The sequence below is a fragment of the Teichococcus vastitatis genome, assembly GCF_003604215.1.
Classification (GTDB): domain Bacteria; phylum Pseudomonadota; class Alphaproteobacteria; order Acetobacterales; family Acetobacteraceae; genus Pseudoroseomonas; species Pseudoroseomonas vastitatis.
On the sequence record NZ_QXGS01000009.1, the window covers coordinates 26,953 to 48,112 of the forward strand.

At 68.9% G+C, this 21,160-nt stretch carries 20 protein-coding genes; 7 read left to right on the plus strand and 13 right to left on the minus strand.

From position 1 onward, the window contains the following. The first annotated feature begins 649 nt into the window (after positions 1-649). The 7 genes from D2K64_RS13035 to mnhG all read left to right on the plus strand — a co-directional run bounded on the left by D2K64_RS13035 (position 650) and on the right by mnhG (position 7,169). Positions 650-1,126 (plus strand): PTS sugar transporter subunit IIA, encoded by a 477-nt coding sequence (locus tag D2K64_RS13035; protein ID WP_120008810.1) that lies wholly within the window; start codon positions 650-652, stop codon positions 1,124-1,126. Positions 1,127-1,189: 63 nt separating this feature from the next. Further along, the gene (locus D2K64_RS13040; RefSeq protein WP_120008811.1) at positions 1,190-4,087 is read left to right on the plus strand and encodes a monovalent cation/H+ antiporter subunit A; all 2,898 of its coding nucleotides are present in this window, start codon (positions 1,190-1,192) and stop codon (positions 4,085-4,087) included. Further along, entirely contained in the window at positions 4,087-4,431 is a 345-nt protein-coding gene (locus D2K64_RS13045; protein WP_120008812.1) for a Na+/H+ antiporter subunit C, read from the plus strand. Before D2K64_RS13040 ends, D2K64_RS13045 begins: the two co-directional genes overlap by 1 nt. A gap of 8 nt (positions 4,432-4,439) precedes the next feature. After that, positions 4,440-6,041, plus strand: a complete 1,602-nt coding sequence (locus tag D2K64_RS13050) for a monovalent cation/H+ antiporter subunit D (RefSeq protein ID WP_120008904.1) — start codon at positions 4,440-4,442, stop codon at positions 6,039-6,041. Further along, on the plus strand, positions 6,038-6,523 hold the full coding sequence (locus D2K64_RS13055) for a Na+/H+ antiporter subunit E (protein ID WP_120008813.1): 486 nt from the start codon (positions 6,038-6,040) through the stop codon (positions 6,521-6,523). Before D2K64_RS13050 ends, D2K64_RS13055 begins: the two co-directional genes overlap by 4 nt. Beyond that, positions 6,520-6,801 carry a K+/H+ antiporter subunit F gene (locus tag D2K64_RS13060; protein ID WP_120008814.1) on the plus strand — a complete coding sequence of 94 codons (282 nt, stop codon included), beginning with the start codon at positions 6,520-6,522 and terminating at the stop codon, positions 6,799-6,801. The genes D2K64_RS13055 and D2K64_RS13060 overlap by 4 nt, the downstream gene beginning before the upstream one ends. Then, positions 6,798-7,169 carry a monovalent cation/H(+) antiporter subunit G gene (gene mnhG, locus D2K64_RS13065; protein WP_120008815.1) on the plus strand — a complete coding sequence of 124 codons (372 nt, stop codon included), beginning with the start codon at positions 6,798-6,800 and terminating at the stop codon, positions 7,167-7,169. Before D2K64_RS13060 ends, mnhG begins: the two co-directional genes overlap by 4 nt. Positions 7,170-7,190: 21 nt before the next feature. Here mnhG and D2K64_RS13070 read toward each other — a convergent pair whose 3' ends face one another. From D2K64_RS13070 to D2K64_RS13130, 13 genes are all read right to left on the minus strand, one after another. Continuing rightward, the gene (locus tag D2K64_RS13070; protein ID WP_120008816.1) at positions 7,191-7,841 is read right to left on the minus strand and encodes a 2-dehydro-3-deoxy-6-phosphogalactonate aldolase; all 651 of its coding nucleotides are present in this window, start codon (positions 7,839-7,841) and stop codon (positions 7,191-7,193) included. Then, on the minus strand, positions 7,838-8,806 hold the full coding sequence (locus D2K64_RS13075; protein ID WP_238384169.1) for a 2-dehydro-3-deoxygalactonokinase: 969 nt from the start codon (positions 8,804-8,806) through the stop codon (positions 7,838-7,840). Before D2K64_RS13075 ends, D2K64_RS13070 begins: the two co-directional genes overlap by 4 nt. 130 nt (positions 8,807-8,936) lie before the next feature. Beyond that, positions 8,937-9,935: a Bug family tripartite tricarboxylate transporter substrate binding protein gene (locus D2K64_RS13080; RefSeq protein WP_120008817.1), complete on the minus strand. Its 999-nt coding sequence runs from the start codon at positions 9,933-9,935 to the stop codon at positions 8,937-8,939. Between the two features lie 30 nt (positions 9,936-9,965). Continuing rightward, entirely contained in the window at positions 9,966-10,778 is an 813-nt protein-coding gene (locus D2K64_RS13085; protein ID WP_238384170.1) for a sugar phosphate isomerase/epimerase family protein, read from the minus strand. Continuing rightward, complete coding sequence (locus tag D2K64_RS13090) at positions 10,775-11,947, minus strand: dihydrodipicolinate synthase family protein (protein WP_120008818.1); 1,173 nt, start codon at positions 11,945-11,947, stop codon at positions 10,775-10,777. The genes D2K64_RS13085 and D2K64_RS13090 overlap by 4 nt, the downstream gene beginning before the upstream one ends. Before the next feature lie 5 nt (positions 11,948-11,952). Beyond that, positions 11,953-13,107 carry a Gfo/Idh/MocA family protein gene (locus D2K64_RS13095; RefSeq protein WP_120008819.1) on the minus strand — a complete coding sequence of 385 codons (1,155 nt, stop codon included), beginning with the start codon at positions 13,105-13,107 and terminating at the stop codon, positions 11,953-11,955. 57 nt (positions 13,108-13,164) lie between these two features. Continuing rightward, positions 13,165-13,803: a TetR family transcriptional regulator gene (locus D2K64_RS13100; protein WP_120008820.1), complete on the minus strand. Its 639-nt coding sequence runs from the start codon at positions 13,801-13,803 to the stop codon at positions 13,165-13,167. A gap of 179 nt (positions 13,804-13,982) precedes the next feature. Then, a complete protein-coding gene (gene ade, locus D2K64_RS13105) occupies positions 13,983-15,683 on the minus strand; it encodes an adenine deaminase (RefSeq protein WP_120008821.1) in 1,701 nt (566 codons plus the stop codon). A 164-nt stretch (positions 15,684-15,847) separates the two neighbouring features. Beyond that, on the minus strand, positions 15,848-16,636 hold the full coding sequence (locus D2K64_RS13110; RefSeq protein WP_120008822.1) for an ABC transporter ATP-binding protein: 789 nt from the start codon (positions 16,634-16,636) through the stop codon (positions 15,848-15,850). After that, on the minus strand, positions 16,633-17,499 hold the full coding sequence (locus tag D2K64_RS13115; protein ID WP_120008823.1) for an ABC transporter ATP-binding protein: 867 nt from the start codon (positions 17,497-17,499) through the stop codon (positions 16,633-16,635). The genes D2K64_RS13110 and D2K64_RS13115 overlap by 4 nt, the downstream gene beginning before the upstream one ends. Then, on the minus strand, positions 17,492-18,397 hold the full coding sequence (gene nikC, locus D2K64_RS13120; RefSeq protein ID WP_120008824.1) for a nickel transporter permease: 906 nt from the start codon (positions 18,395-18,397) through the stop codon (positions 17,492-17,494). Before nikC ends, D2K64_RS13115 begins: the two co-directional genes overlap by 8 nt. Then, complete coding sequence (locus D2K64_RS13125; RefSeq protein ID WP_120008825.1) at positions 18,397-19,467, minus strand: ABC transporter permease; 1,071 nt, start codon at positions 19,465-19,467, stop codon at positions 18,397-18,399. The genes nikC and D2K64_RS13125 overlap by 1 nt, the downstream gene beginning before the upstream one ends. Positions 19,468-19,474: 7 nt before the next feature. Further along, complete coding sequence (locus tag D2K64_RS13130) at positions 19,475-21,085, minus strand: ABC transporter substrate-binding protein (protein WP_120008907.1); 1,611 nt, start codon at positions 21,083-21,085, stop codon at positions 19,475-19,477. Positions 21,086-21,160: the final 75 nt, after the last annotated feature.

Sequence of the window (21,160 nt, forward strand, 5' to 3'; positions counted from 1 at the left end):
GGCGGCATCGCCACCTGCCTCGCCCAGCGCTTCGCCGCACCTCCATCAGATCCGGCTGTCAGCCACCCCGGTTTCACTGATGGCGCGGCATGGGGCGGCCCGGAAGCCGTCCCTTGTTCCTCCGGCACCGGGCCTCGGCCGGCATCCGGATCTCCGTCCGGCGGATCACGTCCGGATCGGGCGGTCTCGGTTGCGCCGGTTTCGCTCGAGCTCCTGCAGGGCGCCGCATTAAGCCACGGCGTCGACCCCCAAGGAAAAATCGGTTACTGCAGAGTTCAAGAGCCGATGACAACGTGTACTGCACGTAACTTGCTCAGTTATCCAAGAATATCTTTCCTCATGGTGAACATTTGGTCGATTGATTGGTGCTGCACGTCCCGATCATCTTGAAGATTACCACTCCGGTTCCGCCATGATCGGCGGACAACAGCCAGTGACCGGTCGGGTACTATTGGATGATCGGGGATGCTGAACTATACTGGGGCTGATCTGTCGGGAATGTTGTTGCAGCTGCAGCAGCGACGCCGATCGGAGGTTTGCGGCGTTGTGGGCGCGTGGAGCAGCGTTCCGGTGGGAACTGGTTCCAGGTGCCGCACCATTCTGGGCTGTCCCGGCCAGCATGGACCGAAACATATGGTGGGAAGATTCGATGGCGCTGGCAGATCTGTTTCCGGCCGAGGAAGATGTCCTCAGGCTCGGTCCCGCCAACAAGGCCGAACTGCTCGAGCTGCTGGCCACCGAGGCGGCGGAGCGGCTCGGTCATTCGCGCAAGGACATCCTCGAGGCGCTGGAAGGGCGTGAGAAGCTGGGTTCGACGGCGCTCGGGCGCGGCATTGCCCTGCCCCATGCGCGTATGGCCGGGCTCGACCGGCCCTTGGCGGTTCTGGCGCGGCTGGAGCAGCCGATCGAATTCGAGGCACGCGATGGCGAACGGGTCGATCTCGTGTTCCTGGTTTTGTGGCCCGAGCAGAATTCGGAAGGCTTCCTGCCGGCCCTGTCCGACATCTGCCGCTCGCTGCGCGGCAGCCAATTGCCGCGCCGGCTGCGCAAGGCTGGCTCGGCCGCCGAGGCGCTGTCTCTGCTCCGGGCCGCCGATCAGGCCGACGACCACAACGAAGAGGGGTGACCCGCGCGGCTCACCTCGCCGCGGCGTGCCCCCCGTTTCGATCCCTGGAAAGCCCGGTGCCTGATGCCTGACGCCCTCTACCTTTCGGCCGCGATCCTGCTTCCGTTCCTGGGATCCGTTGTCGCGGCCATGCTGCCGAACAACGCCCGGCACCTGGAATCCTGGCTGGCGGGCGGCGTGGCGCTGTTGTCGCTGGCGATGGTCTGGCTCTGCTACGTGTCCATCGCGGGCGGCGCCGTGCCGCGCTTCGAGATCCCGTGGGTGCCGGAACTCGGCCTCAACCTCGTGCTGCGCATGGATGGCTTCGCCTCGGTGTTCGCGGTGATGGTGGCCGGCATCGGCTTCCTGGTGGTGCTCTACGCCCGCTACTATATGTCGCAGGAAGATCCGATCCCGCGCTTCTTCGCTTTCCTGCTGGCCTTCATGGGCTCGATGATGGGGCTGGTGCTGTCGGGCAACCTGATACAGCTCGTTTTCTTCTGGGAGCTGACCTCGCTCTTCTCGTTCCTGCTGATCGGCTACTGGCAGCATTCGGCGGCGGCGCGGGATGGGGCGCGCATGGCCCTCACCGTCACCGCCGCGGGCGGGCTGGCGCTGCTGGCGGGCATGCTGCTGCTGGGCCACATCGTCGGCTCCTACGATCTGGACCGGGTGCTGGCCTCGGGCGAGGCGATCCGCGGCCATTCCCTCTACCTGCCGGCCCTGGTGCTGATCCTGCTCGGCGCCCTCACCAAAAGCGCGCAATTCCCGTTCCACTTCTGGTTGCCGCAGGCCATGGCGGCGCCGACGCCGGTGTCCGCCTACCTGCACTCGGCCACGCTGGTGAAGGCCGGTATCTTCCTGATGGCGCGACTGTGGCCCGTGATGTCGGGCACCGATGCCTGGTTCTGGATCCTTGGCACCTCGGGCACGATCACTCTGCTGGTGGGTGCCTACGTCGCCATCTTCCAGCACGATCTGAAGGGATTGCTGGCTTATTCCACCATCAGCCATCTCGGGCTCATCACCCTGCTGCTCAGCCTGAACAGCCCGCTGGCCCTGGTGGCCGCGATCTTCCACACCATGAACCACGCCACCTTCAAGGCGTCACTGTTCATGGCGGTCGGCATCATCGACCATGAAACCGGAACGCGCGACATCCGCCGCCTCAGCGGCCTGAACGAGACCATGCCCTTCACCGCCCGCCTCGCCTTGGTGGCGGCCGCGGCGATGGCCGGCGTGCCGCTGCTGAACGGCTTCATCTCGAAGGAGATGTTCTTCACCGAGGCGCTGGATGCCTCCAGCGCGCCGACGCTGTTGCACAGCCTGCTGCCGCTGGCGGCGCTGCTGGCCGGCATCCTGGCCGTGGCCTATTCCCTGCGCTTCATCCACGGTGCCTTCTTCGGCCCGGTGACCAACGACCTGCCGCGCACGCCGCATGAGCCGCCGCAATGGATGCGCGTGCCGGTCGAGATCCTGGTGTTCGGCTGCATGGTGGTGGGCATCCTGCCGGCCGCGACCATCGGCCCCTACCTCGATGTGGCGGTGCACTCGGTGCTGGGCGCGGCGACGCCGGAATACAGCCTGGCGGTATGGCACGGCATCAACCTGCCGCTAGTGATGAGCCTGATCGCGCTGGCGGGCGGCGTGCTGTTGTACCGCGTCTTGCAGCCCCACCTGAATGCCGGGATCGAGGACGTGCCGCTGCTGCGCGGCCTCGACGGGCGCCGCATCTTCGACCAGGCCATGGTGTTCCTGTCTTGGCGCTTCGCCCGCACGCTGGAGCGGCTGCTCGGCACCGCACGGCTGCAGATGCAGCTGCGGCTGGTGGTCTGCGTCACCATCCTGGCCGTCATTCTGGCCCTGCTGCCCTATGGCCTTTATCCGGGCCAAGTGGCGCTGACCGGAATCGATCCGGTGGTGGCGCTGATGTGGATCGTCGGCGGCGGCTGCGCCATGGCGGCGGCCTACCAGGCCAAGTACCACCGGCTGGCCGCCCTGATCCTGCTGGGTGGGGCCGGACTGGTCACCTGCCTAACCTTTGTCTGGTTCTCCGCCCCCGACCTGGCGCTGACCCAGCTGCTGGTGGAGGTAGTGACCACCGTGTTGCTGCTGCTCGGCCTGCGCTGGCTGCCGAAGCGGACGGAACGCCGGAGCGGCGGCGACACCCGCGCCCGGCTGCGCCGCTTCCGCGACCTCACCGTGGCCGTGGCGGCCGGCGCCGGGCTGGCCGTCCTGTCCTACGCCACCATGACCCGGGTCTCGCCGGAGGGCATCTCCCGCCACTTCCTGGAGCGCGCCTATTCCGAGGGCGGCGGCACCAATGTGGTCAATGTGATCCTGGTGGATTTCCGCGGCTTCGACACGATGGGCGAGATCGCCGTGCTCGGCATCGTGGCGCTCACCGTCTATGCCCTGCTGCGCCGCTTTCGCCCCGCCCCGGAAAGCGTCGGCGTGCCGGAGCAGCAGCAAGGCGAGGCCGGAGAATGGCTGCTGGTGCCCGGCGTGCTGATGCGGCTGATGTTCCCGGTGGTCGGCCTTGTCGCGGTGTTTCTGCTGCTGCGCGGCCACGACCTGCCGGGTGGCGGCTTCGCCGCCGGGCTGATGATGTCCGTGGCGATCCTGCTGCAATACATGGCCGCGGGCACGCGCTGGGTGGAGGACCATCTGCGGGTGCGCCCGCTGCGCTGGATGGGGGCCGGTCTGCTGCTGGCCGCCGGCACCGGCGCCGGCGCCATGCTGTTCGGCCGGCCGTTCATGACCTCCTACTTCGCTTATGCCGATCTCGGCTGGCTGGGTCGGCTGCCGGTGGCCAGCGCGGTGCTGTTCGACCTCGGGGTCTTTGCCCTGGTGTTCGGCGCCACGGTGCTGATGCTGATCGCCATTGCGCACCAATCGGTGCGCAGCCAGCGCGCCGCGCCGCCGCCGCCGCCCGTGGGGGCCAGACCCTCCCTGTCCGCCCTGGCCACCGGAGACGATTAATGGAACTGATCCTGGCCCTAGCCATCGGCGTGCTCGGCGGCTCCGGCGTGTGGCTGCTGATGCGGCCGCGCACCTTTCAGGTGATCATCGGCCTCTCGCTGCTGTCCTATGCCGTGAACCTGTTCATCTTCAGCATGGGCCGCTTCCCGGTCGGACGACCACCGGTGCTGGAGCCGGGAACCGCCGGCGACCCGGCGGTGTATGCCGATCCGCTGCCGCAGGCGCTGGTGCTGACCGCCATCGTGATCGGCTTCGCCACCACCGCCCTGTTCCTGGTGGTGATGATGGCGGCGCGCGGCCTGACCGGCGGTGACCACGTGGATGGCCGGGCGCGCGACCGGTGAGCGGCCTGATGCAACAGCTGACGATCCTGCCGATCCTGCTGCCGCTGCTGGCCGGAGCGGCGATGATCCCACTGGAGGAACGGCGCGCCCGGCTGCGCGCCGGCCTCGGCATCGGCTCGGCCGTGCTGCAGCTGGCGGTGGCCGTGGCCATCGCCCTGCAGGCGCATGGCAGTGGCGGCCCGGGCATGGTCACCGTGTATCGCCTCGGCGACTGGCCGGCCAGCTTCGGCATCGTGCTGGTGGCCGACCGGCTGGCGGCACTGCTGCTGGTGCTGACGGCGCTGCTCGGGCTGGCGGCGCTGGTGTTCTCGCTGGCGCGCTGGCAACGCATGGGCGTGCATTTCCATGCCTTGTTCCAGTTCCAGCTGATGGGGCTGAACGGTGCCTTCCTGACCGGCGACCTGTTCAACCTGTTCGTGTTCTTCGAGGTGCTGCTGGCCGCCTCCTACGGCCTGGCGCTGCACGGCTCCGGTGTGGCGCGGGTCAAGGCGGGGCTGCACTACATCGCCATCAACCTGGCCGCGTCGCTGTTGTTCCTGATCGGCGTCAGCATGATCTACGGCGTCGCCGGCACGCTGAACATGGCCGACCTCGCCGAGCGCATCGCCGCCGTTCCGGCGGAGAACCGGTCGATCCTGGAAGCCGGCGCTGCCATCCTCGGCATGGCCTTCCTGGTGAAGGCGGGCATGTGGCCGGTCGGCTTCTGGCTGGCGCCGACCTATTCGGTGGTGAGCCCGCCGGCGGCGGCCATCTTCTCCATGATGAGCAAGGTCGGCATCTACGCGGTGCTGCGGCTGTGGCTGCTGCTGTTCGGCGCCGAGGCCGGAGCCTCGGCCGGGTTCGGTTCCACCTGGCTGCTGGCGGGCGGCATCGTCACCATCGGCTTCGGCGCCGTCTCGGTGCTGGCGACGCAGGATCTGTCACGTCTGGCCGGGGCGTCGGTGCTGATCTCCTCCGGCACGCTGCTGGCGGCGGTGGGCGCCGGGCAGGTCACCGTTACCGGCGGCGCCCTGTTCTATCTGGCCAGCTCGGCCTTGGCGATCGGCGCGCTGTTCCTGCTGATCGAGCTGATCGAGCGCGGCCGCGACCTCGGCGCCGACGTGCTGGCGGTGACGCTGGAAGCCTTCGGCGATGGCGACGACGACGATGGCGAGCTGGACGACGAGGTCGGCGTCGCCGTTCCTGCCACCATGGCGGTGCTGGGGCTGTGTTTCCTGTGTTGTGCCCTGCTGCTGGCCGGCCTGCCGCCATTGTCCGGCTTCATCGCCAAATTCGCCATGCTCACCGGCATCCTGAATCCGGCCGGGCTGGGGCGTGGCCCGGTGGAGGTGTCGCCAGCCGGCTGGGGGCTGCTGGCAGCGCTGGTGCTGTCCGGCTTCGCCACGGTGCTGGCCATGACCCGCGCCGGCATCCGCAGCCTGTGGGCCACCGCCGGGCGTTCCGTGCCGCGGGTCGGCCTGATCGAGATCGCGCCGGTGCTGCTGCTGTTGCTGTGCTGCGCCACCATGACCGCCGCGGCGGGGCCGCTGATGCGCTACATGCAGGCCGCGGCGGCCGAGCTGCACGCGCCGCAGGGTTATCTCACCGGCGTGATCGGGCGCGCGCCATGAGCCGTTTCCTGCCGCATCCGGTGATATCCGCCGCGTTGCTTGTGATGTGGCTGCTGTTGAACCAGACGGTGTCGCCCGGGCCGGTGCTGGTGGGCCTGGTACTGGCGCTGCTCGGCGGCTGGGCGCTAGCGGTGCTGCGGCCAGGGCGGCCGCGCCTCGCGCGGTTCGGTGCGGTGCTGCGCCTCACCAGGGCGGTGCTGGTGGACATCGCCCGCTCCAACATCACCGTGGCGGGCCTGATCCTGGGGCGCAGCAAGACGCGCCGTTCGGGCTTCCTGCGGATCCAGCTCCGGTTGCGCAATCCGCAGGCGCTGGCGGTGCTGGCCTGCATCCTGACCGCCGCGCCGGGCACCGCGTGGGTGGAGTTCGACGCGGAGGAGGGCTGGCTGCTGCTGCACGTGCTGGACCTGATCGACGAGGAAAGCTGGGCGCGCATGATCTGCGACCGCTATGAGGAACCCCTGATGGAGATCTTTCCATGAGCGAGGCCGTGCTGTTCTGGTCGGTGCTGATGGCCCAGATGCTGCTGGGTCTGGCCATGTTCTGCGCCGCCTGGCGGATCCTGCGCGGGCCACGCGCGCAGGACCGCGTGGTCGGGCTCGATGCGCTCTACGTCAACGGCATGATGCTGCTGCTGTGCTTCGGCATCCGCTCCGGCACCGATCTGTATTTCGAGGCGGCGCTGGTGATCGCGCTGCTCGGCTTCGTCGGCACGGCGGCGCTGGCGAAGTTCCTGATGCGCGGCGAGGTGATCGAATGAGCCACGCCGCCGAACTGCCGCTGATCGTCGCTGTGCTGGTCGGGCTGCTGGTGCTGACCGGTGCGGTGCTGACGCTGATCGGCTCGCTGGGCCTGGTACGGCTCGGCGATTTCTACGAGAGGCTGCACGCGCCGACGCTGGGCACGTCCTTCGGCATGGCCTGCGTCCTGCTCGGCTCGGTGCTGTTCTTCTCGGTGCAGAAGGGAAGGCCCGTGGTGCACGAGGTGCTGATCGGCCTGCTGGTGGTCACCACCACGCCGGTGACGCTGATGCTGCTCGGCCGCGCGGCGCTGCACCGCGACCGGCAGGAAGGCAACAGGCGCGTTCCCGCCTCGGCCAGGCCCACCCGTCAGCCCAGGGCGCCATGAGCGCAGGGCCGGCACGCCGCCTCAGCCCGCCTGCAGGGCCGCCCAGGCGGCGGTGAAGCGCCGGGCTTGGCCGGCGACGTCATCCGCCGTCATGCCGGGCTTGTAGAGGGCCGAGCCGAGGCCGAATCCGGCGGCGCCGGCGGCGCGGAACGGCGCCATGGTGTCGGGCGTGATGCCCCCCACCGGGAGCAGCCGTGTGCCGCGCGGCAGTACCGCCAGCATTGCCTTGATCACCGGCGGGCCGGCCATCTCGGCCGGAAAGATCTTCAGCGCCGCGGCGCCGGCGTCCAGCGCCGCGAAGGCCTCCGTCGGCGTCGCGACGCCTGGGGTGCACAGCATTCCCGCCGCCGCGGCGGCACGGATCACCGCGGCATCGGCATGCGGCATCACCACCAGCTCGGCGCCCAGATCGGCCAGGCGGCCGACATCCTCGCTGCGCAGCACCGTGCCGGCGCCGACCAGCGCATCCCGCGGCAGGAGGCGGCGTATGGTGGCGATGCTGTTGAACGGTTCCGGCGAATTCAGCGGCACCTCGATCAGCCGGAACCCGGCCTCAAACAGCGCCTCGGCAACCGGCGCCGCTTCCTCGGGCCGCAGGCCGCGCAGGATGGCGACCAGCGGCAGCTGCGCGAAGGCGGAGTCGAGCCGCGGCTGGTGTGGGGAAGGGGTCATCGGGAGGCCTCCTGCGGCGGGGCGAGCAGCCCAGCCGCGGTCGCGAAATGGAACAGGCCGGGCGGCGCCGTGTTACCCAGCAGGCGGTCGGGCGTCCTGCCGAACGTCCGCAGCACGCCGGCGTAGCGACGGCACAATTCTTCCTCGCCGATCAGCACGAGCGGCACGTCGCCTGCCCCTGCGGCGCCGAGGCCGCCCAGGACCTCATGCCCGATCAGCAGTCCGGACAGGAAATCCTTCAGCGCCGCGCCGGGCAGCTCGCCGGTCAGGCCCAGCGTGCGCGCCGCAAAGAGGTGGTGCGCCAGTTCGCCGGGTTGGGCCGCGCGGGCCATGGCGACGCCGCGCGCGAAGGCAGCCTGCGCCATGTCCGGCTCGGCCGCGGCCTCGGTCATCAGCCGGCCCAGCAGCGAGTGGCGGCTGAGCACCGCGAACAGCTCGCCGGTCATGTAGGTGCGGAAGCCGGTGATGCGGCCTTCCCGCACCTCGGCCCATTTGGAATGAGTGCCAGGCATCAGGAAGTGGCTGCCGGTGGCCAGCTCCGGATGCAGGAGCAGCGCGCCGGCGATCTGGATCTCCTCGCCACGGATCACGTCCGGCGCGGCGCCGGCCGGGCGCGACACCACGCCGGGGGCGATCAGGATGCGCGTGCCGCGTCGCGCCTCCACCGGCACCGCGGCGGCGGCGAGTTGCCGCGCATCGGCGGGGCATTCGGCGTAGGGTGCCTCCCGCCAGCCCTGCGCACTGCCCACCATGCCGCCCGCCACCACGGGCAAGCCCGGCCAGCGCTCGAGCCAGGGGCCGCACAGCGCCTCGAAGGCGGCATCGAAGCCGGCGGTGCCGGGCTCCGGCAGGTTGGTGATGCCGTGCGGGCTGCCGCGCTGTTCCAGCACGCTGCCGCCAGCCTCCATCAGGAAGCCGCGCAGGCTCGATGTGCCCCAGTCCAGGGCGATCAGAACAGGGCCCACGCCGCGTCTCCACCGGTTCGGGACGCCGCCGATTCCCGCAGGGACCGGGCAGGCGCCGCCGCGCCGTATTCTGGCTGACGCGGCGACGCTGTCCAGGCGATGATGCGCGCGGGGGCGCCGATCCGGCAGGCTAGTTGACGGTGATCCTGCCGTCCCGCACCACCTCGCCCCAGCGTTTCACCTCCCGCGCCATGATGTCGCTCAACTCCTCCGGCGAGGACGCGATGGCATCGGCACCGGCCGCGGCCAGCCGTTCCTGCACCGCGTGGTCGGCCAGGGCATCCCGCAGCACCGCGTTGAGCTGCAGCACCGCCGCCTGCGGCGTGCCGGCCGGCGCCATCACCGCGCCCCAGGAGGTGGCCTGGGCCGCCGGCAGCCCGATCTCGGCCATGGTCGGCACCTCCGGCAGCATGGCGGAGCGCTGGGTCCCGGTGACCGCCAGCGCCCGCACCGTGCCGGCCTGGATCTGCCCGATCGCCGAGGGCAGCTGGTCGAGCATGAACTGCACCGTGCCTGCCACGGTGTCGTTCAGCGCCGGCGCACTGCCGCGATAGGGCACGTGCATCGGCTCCGCCCCGGCGGCCAGGCGGAACAGTTCCGCCACCATGTGCGTGGAAGAGCCTGAACCGGCCGAGCCGTAGCTGATCCCGCCGGGGCTGCGCTTCAGCAGCGCCACAAAATCCTGCGCCGTGCGCGCCTCCACCTTGGGGCTGACGATCAGCACGTGGTCGGTGCCGAAGGCCATGGAAACCGGCGCGAAGCTGCGCACGGGGTCAAAGGCGAGACTGCGGTACAGGTGCTGGTTGATCGCCAGCGTGCCCATGGTGCCCATCACGAGCGTGTGCCCGTCCGGCACCGCCTGGGCGGCGGCCTCCATGCCGATGTTGCCGCCGGATCCGGTGCGGTTCTCGATCACCACCGGCTGGCCGAGGCGCTGCTGCATGCGTTCGCCCAGCACCCGCGCCACCACATCCGTGGCGCCGCCGGCGGGAAAGGGAACAATGAAGCGGATGGGGTGGCCCGGCGCCCAGCCGCCGGCAGCAGCGCCTGGTGCTGCGGCGGCAGCCCCCTTGGCCACGGCCGGCAGGGCGAGACCCGCCAGCAGCAGGCGGCGACGCGTGGTGTTCATTGTTGTTGTCCTCCCTTGCGCTTGGTGGGCTCAGCAGAAAGCCTGATGGCGCTCCTTCAGCAGCGGCAACACCTCGTCCGGATCCTGCGCCCACCAGCGATGCGACAGGATCTCGACCTCGGCGCCGCCGGGCCAGCCAGCCTCCAGCGCCATGCCGTGGATGCCCGCGATGTCGATCACCCCGTCGCCCGGCAGGCCGCGGTCGAACACTGTGTCGGTGGTGGGCACCAGCCAATCGCAGGTGTGGAAGGCGGCGACGCGGCCGCGCGCCCGCTGCATCTGCCGGCGCAGATCCGGGTCCCACCAAACATGGTAGACGTCGACAGCGACGCCGACGTCCTGGCCCAGCGCCTCGCACAGATCGAGCGCCTGACCCAGCGTGGACAGCACCGAGCGGTCGGCGCAGGTCATCGGGTGCAACGGCTCCAGCGCCAGGGTGACGCCGGCGGCGCGCGCCTCCGGCAGGATGGCGTGCAGCCCGTCCTCCACCATGCGGCGGGCACCGGGCAGGTCGCGGGAGCCGGGCGGCAGGCCGCCGCACACCATTACCAGGCAACGCGCCCCGATCGCCGCCGCCTCGCCGATGGCGCGGCGGTTGTCCTCGATAGCGGCGGCCCGCCCGGCGGCATCGGCGGCGGTGAACATGCCGCCGCGGCACAGGCCGGTGACGGTGAGCCCGGCCTCGCGGATCTGCCGTGCCGCCGCCTCCACGCCCATGGCCTGCAGCACGTCGCGCCAGGGGGAGATGCCGGAGATGCCGTGCCGGGCGCAGCCCTCGATGCACTCGGCCAGGCCCCAGCGCTGCTTCACCGTGATGGTGTTGAGGGAAAGCGGGAAGTTCACGATACCCCCTGCACCGCCAGCAGCGCCTTCATGCGGGAGGCCGCCATCTCCGGGTCGCGCAGCAGCCCGGCCTTGTCGGCCAGCCGGAACAATTCGGAGAAATGCTGCAGCGAACGCGCCGATTGCTGCCCGCCCACCATGACGAAATGATCCTGGTGGCCGTTCAGCCAGGCCATGAACACCACGCCGGTCTTGTAGAAGCGCGTCGGCGCCTTGAAGATATGGCGGGACAGCGGAACCGTCGGCGCCAGGATGTCGTGGAAGGTGCCGAGGTCGTTGCGCGACAGGGAAGCCAGCGCGCCGCCCACCGCGGGCGCAATCGGGTCGAAGATGCCGAGCAGTGCGTCGGAATGGCCGTGCTCGTCGCCAGCAATCAATTCGGCATAGTTGAAGTCGTCCCCGGTGTACATGCGCACCCCGCCACGACCATTGGTGGGCAGGCGCCGGCGCATGGCGATCTCCTTGTGCTTGTCCAGCAGCGAGATCTTCACGCCGTCCACCTTCTCGGCGTGGCCGTTGATCACCTCCAGCGCCACCTCCATGGCCTGGTGGTGGTCCGCATGGCCCCAGTAACCGTCCAGCGCCGGGTCGAACATCTCGCCCAGCCAATGGATGATCACCGGCTGCCGAACCTGCCGCAGTACGCGGTCATAGACGCGGATGTAGTCGTCCGGGCCGCGCGCCGCCTTGGCCAGGGCGCGGGAGGCCATCAGGATGATGCGGCCGCCCATGGCCTCCACCGCCTCGCACTGCTCCTCATAGGCGCGCAGCACGTCGTCCACCGTGGTGTCCGGCGTGGCGTCTAGGTGGTCGGTGCCGGCGCCGCTGGCCATCACCGCGCCCGGCACGTCCTGAATGGCATCCAGCGAGCGGCGGATCAGCTCGCGCGCCTCGGGCCAGCCGAGTCCCATGCCGCGCTGCGCCGTGTCCATGGCTTCCGCCACGCCCAGGCCGAGCGACCACAGATGCCGGCGGAAGGCGATGGTGCGGTCCCAGTCGATGGCGCTGGAAACCCAGGGATCCTGTTCGGCCCGTGGATCGGCCACCACATGCGCCGCCGCAAGAGCGAGGCGCGGGAAGGGTGGCGTGGCCGCCGCGAAATCGCGCGGCCGGCCGAGCGTGTAGTCCGCCAGGCTGCCATCGGCCTGCGGCAAGGTGAGAGAGGGCATGGTGCTCAGGCCTCCAGCTGCGGCAGATCGACCCAGCGGCGCTCGGCCCAGGATTGCAGGCCGGCCTCCGCTAATTGTACGCCCTTGGCACCGGCCAGCAGGTCCCAAGGGTAGTCCGGGACCTCCCCGGCGACGTGGCGCAGAAACATCTCCCATTGCACGCGGAAGCCATTCGGATAGCTGTCGGTATCCGGCACCTCCTGCCAGCCGGCGAAGAAGTCGATCGGCTGCGGGACGTCCGGGTTCCAGATCGGCTTCGGCGTGTTGACGCGGCTCTGCGTCAGACATTTCGTCAGGCCGGCGACGGCGCTGCCATGGGTTCCGTCCACGTGAAAGGTGACAAGGTCGTCGCGCCGGACCCGCGTGGTCCAGGAGGAATTGATCTGCGCGACCACGCCGCCAGCCAGTTCAAAGGTGGCATAGGCCGCGTCATCCGTGTCGGCCTGATAGCGGCGGCCCTGCTCGTCCAGGCGCTCGGGGATGTGGGTTGCGCCGAGGCAGGACACGGAACGCACCTCGCCGAACAGATTGTCCAGCACGTAGCGCCAGTGGCAGAGCATATCGAGGATGATGCCGCCGCCTTCGGCCTTCTTGTAGTTCCAGGACGGCCGCTGCGTCGGCTGAAGGTCGCCTTCGAACACCCAGTAGCCGAATTCACCGCGCACCGAGAGGATGCGGCCGAGGAAGCCGCTGTCGATCACCATCTTCAGCTTGCGCAGGCCGGGCAGGAAAAGCTTGTCCTGCACCACGCCGTTCTTCACGCCGGCGCGCCGCGCCAGCCGAGCCAGTTCCAGTGCCTCCGGCAGATTGTCCGAGGTCGGCTTCTCGCAATAGATGTGCTTCCCGGCGGCGATGGCGCGGCGGATCAGCTCGCCCCGCATCTGCGTGGTGGCGGCATCGAAGAAGATCTCGTCCTTCGTATCGGCGAGGCAGGCATCGAGATCCGTGCTGACGCGCGGGATATTGTGCGCTGCGGCGAGAGCTTGCAGCTTCTCCCGGTTGCGGCCGACGATCACCGGGTCCGGCATCAGCCGGTCGCCATTCGTCAGCAGCACCCCGCCATCGCGGCGGATCGCCGCGATCGAGCGGATCAGGTGCTGGTTCATTCCCATGCGGCCTGTCACGCCATGCATGACGAGGCCGATGCGGCGTTCCGCCATGACGTCCCTCCCATGGTTCTTTCGGTAACCATACGGTTACCCAAAGCCAGGGGCAGGTCAAGGACGAAGATAGCCGAGCAGCACCTCCACGCAGTGGGCCTCCCGCGCGCCGAGCGCCGCCTCGGAGGAAAGGCGGGCCTGAAACACGGCGGACAGGGTATGCAGGTTGGCCACGTAGAAGTGGCCCAGCGCCACCAGCGTGACATAGGTCTGCAACGGCTCGGCATCGCGACGGAACACGCCGGCGGCGGCGCCCCGTGCCAGCACCTCCCGCACAAGGTCGAGCAGGGGCGAGTAGAGCGCTTGGACGCGCTCGCTGGTGCCGAGATAGCGCGCCTGGTGCATGTTCTCCTGGTTGAGCAGCGTGACGAATTCCGGATGGCGGGCGGTGTAGCGAAGATTGAAGCGAACCAGCCGCGCCATAGCCTCCTGCGGATGCAGGTTGCCGACATCGAGGGCCCGTTCCTCCTCCCGCTTATGGGCGTAGACATGCTCCAGCACCTGCAGCCAGAGTTCCTCCTTGCTGCCGAAATGGACATACAGCATGCGCTTGTTGGCGCCGGCCCGAGCCGCGATCTCATCCACCCGCGCGCCGGCCAGGCCGTGATTGGCAAACTCGTTGATGGCGGCTTCCAGGATCCGCGCCTTGGTGGCTTCGGCCCGCTTGCTGCGGGGCAGTTCGACCGTGTCTGTCATACCCGCAGCATTGCCGGGTTTGCGGCGGCGGAACAGCAGGAAGATGCGGCAGCGCCTACCTTCAGGCCTCCAACTGAACCGTTTGGTTACCTTGTGGCACGGTTGCCCGGAGCGCCCGGCCGGGACCGGGGCGCATGCCGGCCTCGTCCCGTTCCTTCGCGGGAAGGCCGGATGGTCGTTCAGGAGGTCGGCAGCAGAACCATCCGGTCGACATCCAGCATGCCCCGGTCGGTGATCTTCAGATGCGGGATCACCGGCAGCGGCAGAAAGGCCAACTGGAGGAAGGGTTCCTGCAATCCGCTGCCGATGCCGCGCGCCACGTCGCGCAGGCGCTCCAGCGCAGCAGCGACCTCCTCGAACGGACGGTCGCTCATCAAGCCGGCGATGGGCAGCGGAAGCTCGCCCAGGACGCGGCCTCCGGCAACAACCACGAAACCGCCGCCGATGTCGCCCAGGCGGTTCACGGCCATGGCCATGTCGTTGTCGCTCTGGCCCACCACGCAGATGTTGTGGCTGTCATGCCCGATCGACGATGCGATGGCCCCACTCCGCATGCCGAAGCCGCGCACGAAGCCGCGGCCGATGTTGTTGTTCCGGCCATGGCGCGCGATGACGCAGACTTTGCTGACATCGTGCAACGGGTCCGGCAGGATGCAGCCGTCGCGTTCCGGCAGGCGCAGGGTCAGGTGCTCGGTGATGATCTGGCCCGGGATCACGCCGATCACCGGCTGCTCGGCGGCGCCCCGAACCGCCAGCTGCGCCGCGCGGACCGGCGCCGCCCGCATGCTGTCGAGGCCGACCGGCGGCACCGCCTCCCGCGCTTCGAACAGCGCCTCCTCCACCATCCGCCCGCCCGCGATCACGGCTGAGACGACGCAGGTTTCCAGGTCGTCCAGCAACACGATGTCCGCCCGCCTGCCCGGCGCGATCATGCCGCGATCCTCCAGGCCGAAGGCCCGCGCCGCGCTGAGCGACGCGGCGCGGTAGGCGGCGAGCGGCGCCACGCCGCGCGCGATGGCGCTGCGGATCAGAAAATCCAGGTGACCCTCATGCGCGATCTCTAATGGGTTCCGGTCATCGGTGCAGAACGCCATGAAGCCCGCGGTGGAGGGCGTCAGCAGCGGCGCGAGCGCGGCCAGATCCTTGCAGACGGAACCTTCCCGGATCAGCACCGTCATGCCCTTCTGCATCTTCTCCAGCGCTTCCTCGGCCGTGGTGGCCTCGTGCTCGGTGCGGATGCCGGCGGCGATGTAGCCGTTCAGCGCCTGGCCCCGCAGCAGCGGGGCATGCCCGTCGATGTGCCGGCCGGCGAAGGCCTCGAGCTTCTCCAGGCAATGCGGATCGCGCGCCAGCACGCCGGGGAAGTTCATGAACTCCGCCAGCCCGATCACCTTAGGATGCTTCAGGTAGGGCAGGAGGTCGGCCGCCGCCAACCGCGCGCCGGCGGTTTCCAGATCGGTAGCCGGGACGCAGGAGGACAGATTGACCCGCAAATCCATCACCATCCGCTCGGCCGAGGCCAGGAAATAGTCGAAGGCGGCCGTTCCCAGCACATTGGCCATCTCGTGCGGGTCGCAGATGGCGGTGGTGACACCGTGCGGCAGCACGCAGCGCTCGAACTCCTGTGGCGCGATCAAGGAGGATTCCACATGCAGGTGCGTGTCGATGAAACCCGGAACAGCGATGCGCCCGCCGCCCTCCAGCACGCGCCGGCCTTCGTAGCGGCCATAGGTGCCGACGATGCGGGCGCCGCGGATCGCAACATCGGTCTCCACCAGGGCGCCGGTCACCAGATCCAGCAGCCGAAGGTTGCGGATCACCAGATCGGCCGGCGCAGCGCCGTGGCCCTGGAGGATGTCCTGCTCGACGCCGCTGCGCATTGATTACCGCTCCACTGCCTCGCGGCAGCTTGCGGCGGATCTCCAGGCCGGATCAAGCCGATCGCCGTGCCGCCGGTTTCATCCACAGATTTCGTGGATGAAGCTGTGGATAAGGACGGGACGGCCGGTGCGGAGCGTGGGGAGGAGCGCAGCCGCGTGGGCTCTCAGGCCACCACATCCTCGGGAGGAACGGGGCGGTAATGCGTAGCGGCCAGCAACGTCCGGCTGTAGGGCTGCGTCGCCTCCCCGGCCCGCAGCTGCCGCACGCTCAACTCTTCCACGATTCTTCCGCCATTCATGATCGCGATGCGTTCGCACAGATGGGCGACCACGGCGAGGTCGTGGCTGACCATGAGGTAGGTCAGGCCACGCTCGCGGCGGAGGCGGTGCAGCAGGTTCAGGATCTCCGCCTGCACCGACACGTCCAGCGCGCTGGTCGGCTCGTCCAGCAGCAGGATCTCCGGCTCCAGGATCAGGCAGCGGGCGATGGCCACGCGCTGGCGCTGGCCCCCGGACAGCTGGTGCGGGTAGCGGAAGCGGAAGCTTGGCCCCAGGCCGACGGCGTTCAGCACATCGTCGACGCGCTGCTGCGGCCGGTCCAGGCCGTGGATCGCCAGCGGCTCCAGCAGCACCTGGTTCACCATTTTGCGCGGGTGCAGCGACGCATAGGGATCCTGGAACACCATCTGGGTGTGGCGGAAGAACGCCTTGTCGCGCAGCCTGGGCAGCACCTCGCCATGCAGCAGGATGTCGCCTTCATACTGCGTGTTGAGGCCGGAAACGGCGCGCAGCACGGTGGACTTGCCCGAGCCAGATTCACCGATCAACCCGAAGGCCTCGCCTCTCGCCACATGGAAGGAGACATCCTGCACCGCCCGGTTGGCCTTGCCGCCATGGCCGAAGGTGATGTCCAGTCCGGCGAGTTCCAGGGCGTCGGGAAGCGGCCGGTTCATGCCAGTTCACCCAGGCGGTAGGTGGGGCCGTCGCGCCACTCCGGGTCGCGCGTCGGCACCGCCAGCTCCGCAACCGGGGCTTCCAGCCGCGGCAGGCTGCGCAGCAGAGCCTGGGTGTAGGGGTGCCGCGCCGCATGCAGGTCCCTCGCGTGCAACTCCTCCACGATGCGCCCGGCATACATCACCAGCACGCGGTCGCAGAACTCGGCCACCAGGTTCAGGTCGTGGCTAATGAAGATGAGGCCGGCGCCGCGCCGGGTCACCAGCTCGTCCAGGATCGACAGCACCTGCCGGCGCACGGTGACGTCGAGCGCGGAGGTCGGCTCGTCGGCGACGATCAGGTCCGGCCCGGTGACCAGCATCATAGCGATCATGATGCGCTGCCCCATGCCGCCGGACACCTCATGGGGATACAGGTCGAAGACGCGCTTCGGCTCACGGATGTGCACCGCCTCCAGCATGGCCAGCGACCGGGCCGCCGCCTCGCGCGCGCCGACCTTCTGGTGCAGGCGGCAGGCCTCGGCGATCTGCGCGCCCACCCGCATCAGCGGGTTCAGCGAATATTTCGGATCCTGCATGATCATGGAGATGCGGGCTCCGCGGATGCTGCGCATGCGCCGTTCCGACGCCGCCGCCAGATCGATGCCGGCGAAATCGAGCCGCCGTGCCTGCACCGTTGCCGATCTGGGCGACAACTTGAGCAGAGCGCGCCCGGTCATCGTCTTGCCGGAACCGCTCTCACCGACGATGCCGAGCTTCTCGCGCCCGACATCGAAGGACACGCCGCGGACGGCCTCGACCGGCCCCGTGGGCGAGGAGAAGGTGATCCGCAGGTCGCGGACGCGCAGCAGCGGCTCAGCCATGCCGCGGGTCCAACACGTCGCGCAACCCGTCGCCGAACAGGTTGAAGGCCAGGCTGGTCAGCAGGATGGCGGTGCCGGGAATGGCGGCGATCCACCAGCTGGTCATCACGAATTGCCGCCCCGTCGACAGCATCGCGCCCCATTCCGGGCTGGGCGGCTGGGCGCCAAGACCGAGGAAGCCCAGCCCGGCGGCGGTCAGGATGATCGCGGCCATGTTCAGCGTGATGCGCACCACCACGGAGGGGATGCACATCGGCATTACGTGGTGCACGATGATCCGCAGGCGCGACGCCCCCTGCAGGCGCACCGCCGCGATGTAGTCGGATTGCCGCACCGTCAGCGTCTCGGCCCGCGCCAGCCGCGCGATCGGCGGCCAGGCGGCCAGGGAGATGGCGATGATGGCGTTCTCAATGCCCGGACCGAGCGCGGCGACGAAGGCCAGCGCCAGGATCAGGCTGGGAAAGGACAGAAAGATGTCTACCAGGCGCATCAGCACGGTGTCGGTCCAGCCGCCCAAATAACCCGCCGTCGCACCGATCACGAGACCGAGCGGCGCCGCGATCAGCGCCGCCAGGAAGGCGATATAGAGCGTGATGCGGGCGCCGAAGACCAGGCGGCTGAAGATGTCGCGGCCCAGGTCGTCGGTGCCGAGCCAATGCACCGCGGACGGCGGCTGCAGCCGCGCCATCAGATCCTGTGCGTAGATGTCGTGCGTCGCGATCAGCGGCGCGAACGCCGCCACGGCGATCAGCACCAGCAGCATGGCCGCGCCGATCAGGGCCGGCGGATTGCGGCGCAGTCGCCGCCAACCCAGCCAGAAGGCCTGCATGCGGGCCTGAAAAGGAGACGCCGGAACGGGCGCGCGCAGCCAGGCGCCGAGGGATGTGGCGGCAGGCATCAGCGGGTTCGCGGATCGAAGACGCGGTAGAGCAGGTCAGACAACAGGTTCAGCCCCACGAAGATGATGCCCACCACCAGGGTGCAGCCGACCACAGCGTTCATGTCGCCGCCGAGCAGCGCATTGGTGAGGTAGCGGCCGAAGCCGGGCCAGGCGAACACGGTTTCCGTCAGCACCGCGCCCTCCAGAAGAAAAGCGTAAGCCAATGCGACAACGGTGACGACTTGCACGGCGACGTTGCGGAACGCGTGGACCCACACGGTCCGTCCCCAGGACAGGCCTTTCACCCGCGCGGCGATGACGTATTCCTGCGCCAGCTGTTCCAGCATGAAGGAGCGTGTCATCCGGCTGATATAGGCCATCGCCCCGAAGCCCAGGATCGAGGCCGGCAGGATGATGTGGCCGAAGGCGTTCCGGAAGATGTCCCACTGTCCGGCCATCGCCGTGTCGAGCAGCAGGAGGTCGGTCACCGGCTCGATGTCCCACTGGTAGGCGGTGTCGATGCGCCCGGGACCCTCGACCCATCCCAGCGTCGCGTAGAACAACACCAGCCCCATGAGCCCGAGCCAGAAATTCGGGGTGGAATAGCCCAGCAAGCCGAAGACCCGGACGAAGTAATCGATGGCCGTGTCGCGATAGGCTGCCGCCAGCACACCCAGTGGAATGCCGAGGCCCGTACCGATCAGGATGCCGACCGTCGCCAGCTCGATGGTGGCGGGAAACACGCGGCCGATATCATCGAGCACCGGTTTCCCCGTCGTCAGGGCGGTGCCGAAATCCAGGCGCGCGATGTCGTAAACATAATGCGCGAACTGGATGTAGAGCGGCTGGTCGAGCCCGAGCTGCCGCTGCATCGCCTCATAAGCTTCCTGGGTCGCGTTGTCGCCCAGGATGGCGGCCACGGGATCGAGCGGCAGCATGCGGCCGATGAAGAAGGTGAGAGCCATCAGGCCGAACAGGGTCACGGCGATCGAGACGATCAACCGTGCCGCCTTGCCCACCCAGCCGGGCAGCGCGGCGGTGTTGCCGCGCCCGCGCCGGCGTGCGGGCATCGCCGCCACATCCGCCATGCAGGCGTTACTCCTTGTACGCCATGTCGTAGTAGCTCCCGAAGCCGTGCCACGTCCAGTTCTTGAGGGAAGTGCGCACGCCGGCCAGATGCACGGTCTGGAACATGATCGCCGTCGGCCCGCTCTGCATCATGTCGCGCTGCAGCTGGTGATACAGCGCCGCGCGCTTCTCCTCGTCCCGTTCCAGCAGGGCCTCGGCGGCGATCCGGTTGGCGGATTCCGATTGGAAGGAATGGCGCCAGGAGGGAAACTGGGTCAGCTTCGCCTCGGCCCGGTTGTCGGGATTGGCAATCAGGCGGGACGCGTTGCCCTGCGCATCGGGAATGCTGGTCTGCCAGGCGGCGATCACGGTTTCGAACTCGCGGCCGCGATGCCGCGCGAAGAGCTGCGCATTGGCCATCTGCTCCAGCTTCAGCCGCACGCCGACCTTGGCGGCATTGGCCTGAATGTGCTGCGCGATCGGCGCCGCATAGGGCAGCGTGGAGAAGATCATGCCGGCCTCGAAGCCGTCCGGGTAGCCGGCTTCCGACAGCAGTTGCCTGGCCCGGGCGAGATCCAGGCTGAAGGGCTGGCCTTCCTTCGCGTCCAGTGCGCCGAAGGCGCCGAGCTGCACGAAGCTGGCCCGCGGCACGCCGTTATAGGCCATCACGGTTTTGCCGAGCGCCTCGTAATCGATCAGGTAGCGCATCGCCAGCCGCACCTTCTCCTGGGCAAAGGCCGGATGGGCGTTGTTGAAGCCCCAATAGACCAGCTGAGGCTTGAGCGTGCGCGCCAGGGTGATGCCCGGCATCTTCTCGATCGCCTGCATGTCCTCCGGCGTCAGGTCGCGCGCCACGTCCACGTCGCCCTTTTCCAGCAGCAGGCGCTGCGTGCCGGCCTCGGCGACGTGACGGATGATGACGCGGCGCAGCTTCGGCGCGCCGGCCCAATGGTTCTCGTTGGCTTCCAAAACCACGCTCTCGCCGGAATTCCACTGGCGCAGCCGGTAGGGCCCGACGCAGGCCGTATGAGTGGCGAGATACTTGTTGCCGAGGTCGCCATTCACCTCGTTGGCCATCAGGGTCTTGCGATCCTGCATCGTCGCCACGCGGTTGGCGGCGATGGCCTGCAGGATCAGGTTGGTCGGGTAGGGCTTGTCGAGCTTCATCACCAGCGTGCGCTCATCCGGCGCACTGATCATCTGCTCCACATTGGCCTTGCTGAAGCCGTATTCGGTTAGCGTCGCGGCATTGCCGAAGCCCAGCTTCACCACGCGCTGCATCGACCAGGCGAGATCCTGCGCGGTGCCGGGATTGCCGGACGGAAACACCAGCTTGTCACGCAGGTGGAACGTGATCTGCCGGCCATCCTCGGCCACTTCCCAACGCTCCGCCAGCGCCGGCACCACCCTGGCCTCGTCCTTCGGGTCGAAGCTGGCCAGGGCGTCGCAGGTGTTCTGGATCAGTTCGCTGGTCACCACCTCGCCGATCTGCGCCGGGTCGAAGGTGGAGATGGCATCGATGTTCCACGCCATCACCAGCGCGTTGCGCGGCGTCGCCGCCTGCGCTGGCCCCGCCAGCGCGGCGCCGGCCAGCAGGGTCAAGGTGAGGCGCCATCTCCGGTCGCATCGATCTGTCATGCCCAGCACTCCCGACTTCCGAAAGGATGACATGGTAAGCAAGCCTGATCCCATCTGTCTCCCCCTGGCGCGGGA